At 72.1% G+C, this 11,715-nt stretch carries 7 protein-coding genes; 5 read left to right on the top strand and 2 right to left on the bottom strand.

All coding sequences use genetic code 11. The annotated features are described in order from the left end of the window. Positions 1 to 282 precede the first annotated feature (282 nt). Positions 283 to 1,680 carry a glycosyltransferase family 4 protein gene (locus E1211_RS25355; RefSeq protein WP_132351610.1) on the bottom strand — a complete coding sequence of 466 codons (1,398 nt, stop codon included), beginning with the start codon at positions 1,678 to 1,680 and terminating at the stop codon, positions 283 to 285. A gap of 323 nt (positions 1,681 to 2,003) precedes the next feature. Here E1211_RS25355 and glgX point away from each other — a divergent pair, with 323 nt between their 5' ends. The 3 genes from glgX to treZ are packed head-to-tail and all read left to right on the top strand — an operon-like array spanning position 2,004 to position 8,187. After that, the gene (glgX, locus tag E1211_RS25350; protein WP_132351608.1) at positions 2,004 to 4,121 is read left to right on the top strand and encodes a glycogen debranching protein GlgX; all 2,118 of its coding nucleotides are present in this window, start codon (positions 2,004 to 2,006) and stop codon (positions 4,119 to 4,121) included. Then, positions 4,121 to 6,460, top strand: a complete 2,340-nt coding sequence (treY, locus tag E1211_RS25345) for a malto-oligosyltrehalose synthase (protein WP_132351606.1) — start codon at positions 4,121 to 4,123, stop codon at positions 6,458 to 6,460. Before glgX ends, treY begins: the two co-directional genes overlap by 1 nt. Then, on the top strand, positions 6,457 to 8,187 hold the full coding sequence (gene treZ / locus E1211_RS25340; protein ID WP_132351604.1) for a malto-oligosyltrehalose trehalohydrolase: 1,731 nt from the start codon (positions 6,457 to 6,459) through the stop codon (positions 8,185 to 8,187). Before treY ends, treZ begins: the two co-directional genes overlap by 4 nt. 19 nt (positions 8,188 to 8,206) lie before the next feature. On the opposite strand, the gene E1211_RS25335 is transcribed toward treZ, so the two are convergent. Beyond that, on the bottom strand, positions 8,207 to 8,623 hold the full coding sequence (locus E1211_RS25335) for a hypothetical protein (protein ID WP_132351602.1): 417 nt from the start codon (positions 8,621 to 8,623) through the stop codon (positions 8,207 to 8,209). Positions 8,624 to 8,808: 185 nt separating this feature from the next. Between E1211_RS25335 and E1211_RS25330 the strand changes: the two genes are divergently transcribed. Beyond that, a complete protein-coding gene (locus tag E1211_RS25330) occupies positions 8,809 to 9,819 on the top strand; it encodes a mechanosensitive ion channel family protein (protein WP_132351600.1) in 1,011 nt (336 codons plus the stop codon). Positions 9,820 to 10,064: 245 nt separating this feature from the next. Next, positions 10,065 to 11,333, top strand: a complete 1,269-nt coding sequence (locus E1211_RS25325; protein WP_207915508.1) for a hypothetical protein — start codon at positions 10,065 to 10,067, stop codon at positions 11,331 to 11,333. Positions 11,334 to 11,715: the final 382 nt, after the last annotated feature.

The raw sequence follows: 11,715 nt of genomic DNA, 5'->3' as shown, positions 1-11,715 counted from the left end.
GATCAGTCGTCTTCGGGGCTCGGGGTTCGGGGTTCGCAGCCTTTGGAGCTGATGTCGTAAACGGATCGGCTTCGATGTCGTAAGCGATTCAGCTCTAAAGGTGCCATGCAGCGGTATCGAGGCCCCCCGGAGGCGCGCCGTGCCGCACGGGGCGCGGCGCGTCGGATGCCGCAGGGAGCGCCGACGCGCTGCGCGGGACGCGCCCCCGCCGGACGCCGCTGGGAGTGCGCCCGCACGCCACACGGAGCGCGCCGGATGCCGCAGCGTCGGGCCGGGCGGGGTTCAGCGGAGGCCGGCGGCGGCCAGGAGGTTGCCGGCGGTGACCGGGCGGAGGGCCCGGCCCGCCGCCATCCGCTGCTCCGTGCGCGCCGCCGTGAACGACCGGTCCTGGGCGATCGCGGTGGCGTACGTGGTGGCGGTGCGTCGGGCGATCGCCGACCAGCCGTACTGCTCGTGCACCAGCGTGCGGGCCCGCCGGGCCAGGGCACGCGACCGGTCCGGGTCGGCGAGCAGCGCGTGCACCGCCTCGACCAGCCCGTCCGGGTCCTGCGGACGGAACGTCATCCCGGTGACGCCCGGCTCGACGATCTCGGCGAGCCCACCGGTGGCCGCGACCGCGAGCGGCGCCCCGGCCGCCGCGCCCTCCAGGGCCACCATCCCGAACGGCTCGTAGATGCTCGGCACCACGAAGCAGTCCGACGCGGCCATCAGCGCGGGCAGCTCCCCGCCGAGGAAGCCCGGCATCTCCACCGTGCCGCCGAGACCCAACCGGTGCACCTCGGCCTCCAGCTCCCCGCGGTAGGGGCCGTCGCCGGCGATCACCACCCGCAGCCCCGGGTGCAGCTCCCGCAGCCGGGGAACTCCGGCGAGCAGGTGCTGCACGCCCTTCTCGTACACCAGCCGGCCGGCGAAGGTGACCAGCGGCCCGTCTCCGGCGAAGCGCGCCCGGGCCGCGGCGACCGTGGTGCCCCGCGCCTGCCAGCGGTGCGGCTCGACACCGTTGGGCACCACGTCGACCCGGGCGGACGGCACCCCGAACAGGGCGGTCACCTCGTCGGACATGTACCCCGAGCAGACGATCACGCGGCCCGACTCGCTCGCGAGCCACTGCTCGACGCCGTGGATGGTGCGGTTCATCTCCTCGGGGAGCCAGCCCTGGTGCCGGCCGGCCTCGGTGGCGTGGATGGTGGTGACGAGCGGGATGTCGAGGTGCTCGCGCAGCGTCATCGCGGTGTGGGCGACGAGCCAGTCGTGGGCGTGGATGACGTCGTAGTCGCCGGCTTCGGTGGCGCGCAGGGCGGCGCGGGTGAGGGTGTGGTTGAAGGCCATGGTCCAGGCGAGGAGGCTGTTGGTGGCCAGGGGGAAGGTGACGGGGTCTTCGGCGGCGCGGATGATGCGGACGCCGTCGGCGTACTCCTCGAGTGGGGCGCCGTCGGCGTGGCGGGTGACGACTGTGACGTCGTGGCCGGCGGCGGCGAGGGCGACGGAGAGGGCGTGCACGTGCCGGCCGAGGCCGCCGACGAGGACCGGCGGGTACTCCCACGACAGCATCAGGATGCGCTGCGGCGCGGGACCGGCCCCGGGGCCGGCCGGCTGCGGGATCTGGGTACGGGTCAGGGTGGGCCGGCAGGCCCGGTCCGGGGCGATGGCGAGCGGCTCGCCGACCCGCAGGGTGGTCACATCTGTCTCCGTCCAGGCAGGGGCGTACGCGCCGGCGGCGATGGCGGCGTAGGCAGGGTGGTGGGCGGGATCGAGGCGCGGGTGCGTGCGCGTCCCTGAACCAGGAAAAGCCATCCGGCCGTGGATCGCATCCCGAAAAGGGTCAGAGGTGACGGACGACACCTGAACGGTCGGCCTGTCCGAGTCGGACGGATTTCCCCCATCGGCTGAAAGGGTGGATTGGCCGGAGCGGGCGCGGGGCATTACCGCCGTGCGCATCGTGCGGCCCGCCGTGCGGTGCGCTCATGACGCGGTGCGCTCATGATCAGAACCGAAGGAGCGACATGCAGGTCTGGCCGGGCGAGCGCTACCCCCTCGGCGCCACCTACGACGGGATGGGCACCAACTTCGCCATCTTCTCCCAGGTCGCCGAGAAGATCGAACTCTGCCTCTTCGACGAGTGGGACACCGGCGCCGAACGTCGGGTCGAGTTGCGCGAGGTGGACGCGTACGTCTGGCACGCGTACCTGCCGGGCGTCGAGCCGGGGCAGCGCTACGGCTACCGCGTCCACGGTCCGTACGACCAGGCGTCCGGGCTGCGCTGCAACCCGCACAAGCTGCTGCTCGACCCGTACGCCAAGGCGGTCGACGGGGACGTGACGTGGGACCCGGCGGTCTACGACTACGACCTGGAGCACCCGGAGCGGATGTCGGAGGTCGACTCGGCGCCGTTCATGCCCAAGTCCGTGGTGGTGAACCCCTACTTCGACTGGGGCAACGACAAGCCACCGCGCACCCCCTACCACCACTCGGTCATCTACGAGGCGCACGTCCGCGGGCTGACCGTGCGCCACCCCGACATCCCGGAGGAGCTGCGCGGCACGTACGCCGGCATCGCCTCGCCACCGATGATCGAGCACCTGACGCGGCTCGGGGTGACCGCGATCGAGCTGATGCCGGTGCACCAGTTCGTGCACGACCACCGCCTCGCCGACCTGGGGCTGCGCAACTACTGGGGCTACAACACCATCGGCTTCTTCGCCCCGCACCACGGCTACTCGGCGATGGGCCGCCTCGGCCAGCAGGTGCAGGAGTTCCGGGGCATGGTGAAGGCGCTGCACTCCGCCGGCATCGAGGTGATCCTCGATGTGGTCTACAACCACACCGCCGAGGGCAACCACCTCGGGCCGTCGCTGAGCTTCAAGGGCATCGACGCGCCCAGCTACTACCGCCTCTCCGAGGAGGACCGGCGCTACTTCGTCGACTACACCGGCACCGGCAACAGCTTGAACGTCCGCAGCCCGCACTCGCTGCAACTGATCATGGATTCGCTGCGGTACTGGGTCACCGAGATGCACGTCGACGGTTTCCGTTTCGACCTCGCCGCGACCCTGGCCCGCGAGTTCTACGAGGTCGACCGCCTCTCCACCTTCTTCGAGGTGGTGCAGCAGGACCCGGTGGTGAGCCAGGTCAAGCTCATCGCCGAGCCGTGGGACGTCGGCCCCGGCGGTTACCAGGTGGGCAACTTCCCGCCGGAGTGGACGGAGTGGAACGGCAAGTACCGGGACACCGTGCGGGACTTCTGGCGCGGCGAGCCGGCGACCCTCGCCGAGTTCGCCTCCCGGATCTCCGGCTCGGCCGACGTCTACCAGGACGACGGCCGCCGCCCGTTCCACAGCATCAACTTCGTCACCTGCCACGACGGGTTCACCCTCGCCGACCTGGTCTCGTACAACGACAAGCACAACGAGGCCAACGGTGAGGAGAACCGGGACGGCGAGAGTCACAACCGGTCGTGGAACTGTGGCGTGGAGGGGCCTACCGACGACGACGCGGTGCTGGCCCTGCGCGCCCGGCAGCGGCGTAACTTCCTCGCCACGCTGATGCTCTCCCAGGGCGTGCCGATGATCGGGCACGGCGACGAGCTGGGCCGTACCCAGCAGGGCAACAACAACGCCTACTGCCAGGACAGTGAGCTGTCCTGGGTCGACTGGGAGAACGCCGACGAGCAGCTGCTGGAGTTCGTCGCCACGCTCGTCGCGTTCCGCCGCCGGCACCAGGTGTTCCGCCGCCGCCGGTTCTTCACCGGCCTGCCGGTGGGCGGCCGGGAGATCGACGCGCCCCTGCCGGACCTGGCCTGGTACACCCCGGACGGCCGGGAGATGACCGGCGAGGACTGGGGCAACGACTTCGGCCGCTCCGTGGCGCTCTTCGTCAACGGTGAGGGCATCCGCGAGCGCGGCCAGTACGGCCAGCGTCACCACGACAGCTCGTTCCTGCTCTGCTTCAACGCCCACGACGCGCCGCTGGAGTTCACGATGCCCGGCGGCGAGTTCGGACAGAAATGGGAGCTGGTGATCAGCACCGCCGAGCCGGACCGGGACGAGGTCACGGTGATCAGCGCGGGCGGCGCGATCCGGGTGCCGGACCGCTCCCTGGTGGTCCTGGAGAGGACGGTCTGATGTCCGCGGCCCCCCGACCGGACGAGACGAGCAGCGCGCCGGCCGCCCGGGTCGGCGCCACCTACCGGGTGCAGGTACGCCCCGGCTTCGACCTGGACGCCACCGCCGGGCTCGCCGGTTACCTCGCCGACCTCGGCGTGACGCACCTCTACAGCGCGCCGCTGCTCACCGCCAGCCCCGGCTCGGCGCACGGCTACGACGTGGTCGACCACCGGGCCGTCAACCCGGAGCTGGGCGGGGAGGCCGGTCGGCAGCGCCTGCTGCGCGCGCTGCGTACGGCCCGGCTCGGCCTGGTGGTGGACATCGTGCCCAACCACGCCGGGGTGGCCGTGCCGGCCGCCAACCCGCAGTGGTGGGACGTGCTGCGCCGGGGACGCGCCTCGGCGTACGCCCACTGGTTCGACATCGACTGGGGGCGCGGCCGGCTGCTGCTGCCGGTGCTGGCGGAGACGCCCGCCGCCCTCGACGACCTCACCGTCGTCGACGGGGAGCTGCGTTACCACGAGCACCGCTTCCCGATCGCCGACGGCACCACCGGGGGCACCCCGCGGCAGGTGCACGACCGGCAGCACTACGAGCTGGTGTCGTGGCGGCGCGGCGACGCCGAGCTGACGTACCGCCGGTTCTTCGCCGTCAGCGACCTCGCCGGCCTGCGGGTGGAGGATCCGGAGGTCTTCGCCGCCACCCACGAGCTGGTCCTGCGGTGGGCGTCGGCGGGCGAGGTCGACGGCATCCGGGTCGACCACCCGGACGGGCTGCGCGACCCCGCCGGCTACCTGGCCCGGCTGCGGGCCGCCGCACCATCGGTCTGGCTGGTGGTGGAGAAAATCCTGGAGTACGGCGAGGAGCTGCCGGGCTGGCCGGTGGCGGGCACCACCGGCTACGAGGCCCTGGCGGCGGTCTCCGGGCTCTTCGTCGACCCGGCCGCGGAGGGCGACTTCACCGCGCTGGACGCCCGGCTCGTCGGCCGGCGCACCTCCTACGAGGACCTCACGCACGAGACGAAGCTCGCCGCCGCCACCCGGCTGCTCGCCGCCGAGCTGACCCGGCTCGCCGCCCTCGCGCCCGACGTGGAACCGGACGCGGCCCGGGCGGCCCTCGCCGAGCTCGCCGCCGCCTTCCCCGTCTACCGCGGGTATCCACCGCACGGCGCCCGGCACCTCGCCGCGGCCCGCGCGGAGGCCGGCCGCCGCCGCCCGGACCTGACCGGCGCGCTCGACGCGATCGCCCGGCGGCTGCGCGATCCGGACGACGAGCTGGCCGCGCGTTTCCCGCAGTTCACCGGCGCGGTGATGGCGAAGGGCGTCGAGGACACCGCCTTCTACCGGTGGAGCCGGTTCGTCGCGCTCAACGAGGTCGGCGGCAGCCCCGCGCACTTCGGGGTGCCCCCGGCCGAGTTCCACAGGTTCGCGGCGGCCCGGCACGTCCGCTGGCCGACCGGCATGACCACGCTCTCCACTCACGACACGAAGCGCAGCGAGGACGTCCGGGCCCGCCTCGCCGTGCTCAGCGAGCTGCCGCGGCGGTGGGCCGAGCAGGTCACCGCCTGGATGGCTCGCGCGCCGCTGCCCGACCCGGCGTTCGCGCACCTGCTCTGGCAGACCGCGGTGGGCGCCTGGCCGCTCGACCGCGAGCGGCTGCACGCGTACGGGGAGAAGGCCGCCCGGGAGGCGTCCGTCTCGACCAGCTGGGCCGACCCCGACCCGGCCTTCGAGCGGGCGCTGCACGCGATGGTCGACCGGATGTACGACGACCAGCGGCTGCCCGCCGAGCTGACCGCCTTCGCCGCCGAGATCACCCCGGCCGGCTGGTCGAACTCGCTCGGGCAGAAGCTCGTGCAGCTCGCCATGCCCGGGGTGCCCGACACCTACCAGGGCACCGAGCTGTGGGACAACTCCCTCGTCGACCCGGACAACCGCCGCCCGGTCGACTTCGCCGTACGCCGGGAGCTGCTGGCCCGGCTCGACGCCGGCTGGCAGCCACCGGTCGACGCCGGCGGTGCGGCGAAGCTGCTCGTGGTCTCCCGCACGCTGCGGCTGCGACGGCGCCGGCCCGACCTGTTCGCCGGCTACCGACCGGTCCCGGTGCACGGCCCGGCGGCGTCGCACGCGGTGGCGTTCGACCGGGGCGGCGCGGTCGCCGTCGCGACCCGGCTGCCGCTGCGGCTGGCCCGCGCGGGTGGCTGGCGCGACACGGTTCTGTCGCTTCCTGTACACAATGTGACCGACCTGTTCACCGGGCGGGTCTACAGTGGGTCTGAGCTGCTCCTTCAAGATCTGTTGAGCACCTATCCCGTCGCCCTCCTCGCTCCCGTCGATCACGTGGAGGCTGCCGCATGACCGAGTTCACGGTGTGGGCGCCCGAAGCCGCCCGGGTCCGGCTGCGCCTCACCGGCGCCGCCGACCACGAGATGAGCGGCGGGCCGGACGGCTGGTGGCGGGTCGAGGTGCCCGACGCCGGGCCCGGCACCGACTACGCCTTCCTGCTCGACGACGACGACCAGCCCCTGCCCGACCCCCGATCGGCCTGGCAGCCGTACGGGGTGCACGGGCCGAGCCGCCGCTACGACCACTCGACGTTCCGGTGGAGTGACGGCGTGTGGACCGGGCGGCAGTTGCCCGGCAGCGTCCTCTACGAACTGCACATCGGCACGTTCACCCCGGAGGGCACCTTCGACGGGGCCATCGAGCGCCTCGACCATCTGGTCGCGCTCGGCGTGGACCTGATCGAGCTGCTGCCGGTCAACGCCTTCAACGGCGAGCACAACTGGGGCTACGACGGCGTCTGCTGGTATGCGCCGCACCAGCCCTACGGCGGGCCCGACGGGCTGAAACGGCTGGTGGACGCCGCGCACGGCAAGGGACTGGGGGTGATCCTCGACGTCGTCTACAACCATTTCGGGCCCTCCGGGGCCTACGCGCCGAGGTTCGGCCCGTACCTGTCCGAGCAGGCCAACCCGTGGGGGCGCTCGGTCAACCTCGACGGCCCCCACTCCGACGAGGTACGCCGCTACATCACCGACAGCGTGTTGATGTGGCTGCGCGACTACCACGTCGACGGGCTGCGGCTGGACGCGGTGCACGCGCTGCCGGACAGCCGCGCGGTGCCGCTGCTGGAGGAGTTGGCCGTCGAGGTGGAGTCGCTCTCCACCCACCTCGGGCGGCCCCTGTCGCTGATCGCCGAGTCGGACCTGAACGACCCGCGGTTGATCTCCCCGCGCGAGGCGGGCGGGTACGGGCTGCACGCCCAGTGGAACGACGACGCCCACCACGCCCTGCACACCCTGCTGACCGGGGAGCGGCAGGGCTACTACGCCGACTTCGGGTCGTTGCAGGCGCTCACCGACGTGCTGACCGGCGGCTTCTTCCACGCCGGCACCTGGTCGAGCTTCCGCAACCGGCACCACGGCCGGCCGGTGGATTCCCGGATCCCCGGGCACCGCTTCGTCGCGTACCTGCAGAACCACGACCAGATCGGCAACCGCGCCACCGGCGACCGGATCTCGACCTCGCTCTCGCCCAACCTGCTACGGGTCGGGGCGACGTTGCTGATGACCGCGCCGTTCACACCGATGCTCTTCATGGGGGAGGAGTGGGCCGCCACCACCCCGTGGCAGTTCTTCACCTCGCATCCGGAGCCGGAGCTGGCGGCCGCGGTGGTGACCGGGCGGCGGCGGGAGTTCGCGTCGCACGGGTGGCCCGAGGGGGAGGTGCCGGACCCGCAGGACCCGCAGACCTTCGTCCGGTCCCGGTTGGACTGGGCGGAGCTGGACAAGCCCGAGCACCGGGAGATGCTGGAGTTTTATCGGCGGCTCATCGCGTTGCGAAAGAGCCGGCCGGACCTCTCCGACCCCCGGTTGAACGCGGTGACGGTGCAGCACGGGAACCAGTTCCTGGTGATGCGCCGAGGCGACACCCTGGTCGCGGCGAACCTGGCCGACCGGGCGCAGGGGATCTCCCTGCCCGGGGTGGCGCGGCGCGTGCTGCTCGCGACGGGCGAGGGCGTCACCGTGATGCGGGACCGGATCCAGCTGCCCGCGGAGACGGCGGCGATCGTCGCCCTGTGACGGTGAGGTCGGTGCCGGGCTACCCGCCGGGGCAGCGGGTATCCCCGCCGCTGTGCTCCTGACATCTCGTCGGTGCTGGAGGCGGGGGCGGGTTGAGCTCTCGGTACGCGCCGACGGCGACCGGTACGGCGAGTACGCCGAGACCGAGCGCGATGACCAGGTAGACGGCGGCGGTCCGCCGCAACAGCCCGCCGCGGGCCACGACGGCGATCACCGCCGGGCCGGCCACCACCTCGGCGGCCAGGAGCAGCAGTGCCACGTTCGCCTTACGCGCCAGCGCGTCGGCGCCGTTGCCCTGGTTACTGTGCTGGTCCGCCCAGCCATCGAGGCCGATGGCGAAGACCCACCCGAGCAGCACCAGCCCGCCGATGAGCCATACCACCGTCAGCAGCGCGACGACGCCTGGCGCCCACGGCGTCGCAGGTCGGCGATCCACGCCCGCACGGTATCCACAACAGGCCAGTGTCGGCTGTGTCGTTCGGCAGCTGCCGGACGTGGGTCACGGCGGTTTGGCATTCTCGATATCTGCCGCTTGCCACCGGATGGGATGACACCCTGGAGGCGGGAGTACGGTCGCGAGTCCGGGAGAGGCGGCATCGGGATCACGGTGAACGGCTTCTGATGCGTACCGTACTGATCGTGTTGGCCGCGCTGACGGCGGCCGTGGTCGTGGACCTGGTCTCCGGCGTGCTGGTCCGCCGGGTTGCCCGTGGCCGCTACAGGTGGCTGCTTGAGCCGTTGCGGCGCGCTTGCCGCCGCCCGGCTGCCGCGGTCCTGCTGGTCTCAACGCTGTTCTACGCCCTGCCGCCCGGGCCGGCCGCGTGGCAGCGTCATCTGCGGCACGCGATCCTGCTGGTCCTGGTCGCCGTCTGTGCGTGGCTGGTGATCAAGGCATTGCACGTTGCCGAAGCGGTCGCGTTCAGTCGGCTGCCGGGCGATCCGGTCACGAGCCGGAGGGTCCGGCGGGCCCGGACCCAGGTCCGTCCGGTGCGGCGGCTTACGGTGGCTGTTGTCACGGTCCTCGCGGTCGGCCTGATCCTGATCACCTTCCGGCCGGTACGCCTCTTCGGGGTCTCCATTCTGACCTCGGCCGGGGTGGTCGGAGCGGTGATCGGTCTCTCCGCCCGAACCGCGCTCGGGAACGCGTTCGCCGGCATCCAGGTCGCCTTCGCCGACGGGATGCACGTCGGCGACGTGCTGGTGGTGGACGGCGAGTGGGGCCGGGTTGAGGAGGTGAAGCTGACCAACGTGGTGATCCGGCTCTGGGACGACCGGATGCTCATCCTGCCGACCACGTATTTCACCGAGCGTCCGTTCCAGAACTGGACTCGGAACGAGTTTCGAGTGGTCGGCAAGATCCAGTTACATGTCGACCATACGGCCGACCTGGACGACCTGCGCCGGGAGGCACGTCGGCTGGTCGAGTCCTCACCGCTGTGGGATCGAGACCAGTGGGTTCTGCAGATGGTCGACGCCACCCCGCAGACGGTGGTCGTCCAGGTGCAGGCCTCGGCCGCCGACGGTGCCAGCGCCTGGGACCTGCGCTGCGACCTACGCGAGGGACTGATCCGCTACCTGCGCGACCAGCACCCCCAGTGGCTGCCGCGCACCCGCAGCCAGTACCAGCCCTGAGCGGCGGTCCGGGCATGGCCGCCCGGGCGCGGATGAATGAGTCGGTGCCTACCGGGGACAAGCTGGACAGGCCGACGGGGGGGACGAGAGGCGGCGACGGGCGTCGACCGGGCTGCACGGCCCGAACCGGGCGCTCGCCGGCAATCGTGGCCAGCAGCGTCACCACCGACTAGGACAACCCTCGATGCCTGCGTCGGGCGATCACCTCCGACGACGGCTCGACCGATGAGGAGGAACGGCTGACAGTGGAGCCGCCGAACGAGGACGCCACGGACCGGCACTACGCCCGGGGGAGCGGCCGGGTCGGCTCCGGAAGTGTGGTGACCGGGCGCAACTGCCTCGTCGTGGGTGTCGTAGCCGCCCCCGGGGTTGCCGCCGACCTGGCGCGGGAGGCCACCACGGAGCTCGCCGATCGACTCCGCAACCGGGTCCCGGAGGTCGACTGGGCGGTACGGCTCCACGTGGCGCGGCTCGTCGAAGGTCCGGCCGACCTCAGCCAGCTCATCGAGGCCACCCGGCGCCGGATGCTGGTCGAGGGCTGGAGTCTGGTCCTCTGCGTGACAGACCTGCCGTTGCAGACTGCGCGGAGGCCCGTGGTCGCGCACGCCAGCACCACACACGGCGTCGCGGTCCTTTCCATGCCCGCGCTAGGCCCCGTCGCCGTGGCCCGGCGGATGGCCGAAGCGGGCGACCGGCTCCTCGCGGCACTGCTCGGTGATACCGACGCGGTAGGCGACCCGGTACGGGGCGGCCCGCGCCGCCAGCACCCGGCCAACCGGCGGCGAACCCGGGAACTCGGCACGCATGTGAACCACCAGGCGTCCGGCATCGGCCTGCTGGCCGGGGTTATCGGCGGCAACCTGCGGCTGCTACTCGGCATGCTCAGGGCAAACCGGCCGTGGCGGCTTGCTGTCCGGCTCTCCCGGCTGCTGGTCGGCGCCTTCGCGACCGCCGTCCTCGCCCTGGTGAGCGCCGATATTTGGCAGCTGTCGGCGGCCTTGGGCAACCTCCGGCTAGCCCTGCTCACCGTCGGCTCCGTCCTGGCGGTGGTGCTGACCATGGTGCTCGGCGCGCGCCTCTGGGAGCGGGTTCCGCGCCATTCGGGTGCGCGTGAGCAGGTCGTCCTCTTCAACATGGTCACCGTGCTCACCGTGGTGATCGGTGTCCTCGCGCTGTACGTGGCGCTCGCCGCGCTGACCATCATCGGGGCGATCGCCCTCGTCCCCTGGGACCTGCTCGCTGAATCCACCGGCCGACCGGCCGGCGTCGCCCATCAGGTCAAGCTGGGCTGGCTGGCCAGCTCGCTGGCGACGGTCGGCGGTGCGCTCGGCGCCGGACTAGAAACCGACTCGGCGGTACGGGAGGCGGCGTACCGCTATCAGCCCGACACGGAGCTGACCGGCGAGCAGGGTGAGTCGGACCCGGCCGGCGGAACCGGACCCGGACCGGACGCCGAGTCCGGGTCACCGCACCGAGACAGGTCTGCGCCGGACCGGAACCACGAGCCCGGCTGACTGCCCTGGTTGGCGCTGGGATCAGGACCCGGTCGTGGCGTTGCCTCAGCGGCGCGAATGGTGGTGCCGTCGGTTGGGCTGGTCTTCATGGGGCAGGGCGCACCTCTACCGGAGCGTTCGCGACCCAGCGAACCGCCGCTGACCTGCTGCGGATGCTCGCCGAGCGGAAGCCGCGGTCGCTTGGCGTGTCGGCCGACCCTATGAACGCGCGGAAATCCGCAAATCCGGAAGCCGAGCGGTGCGACGCATCCGGGCCTCGGTTAGGGCGTGTCCTGTCGATCTTGTAGTGGTTGATGGTTGACGATGTGCTGGTGGTGCGTCGTGGTGAGTTGACTGATGAGGCGTGGGTGGTGATTGCGCCGCTGCTTCCGGAGCCGGGTGG

This window comes from Micromonospora sp. 15K316, from assembly GCF_004348525.1.
GTDB lineage: Bacteria > Actinomycetota > Actinomycetes > Mycobacteriales > Micromonosporaceae > Micromonospora.
This window is presented reverse-complemented; position numbering and strand designations above follow the sequence as displayed.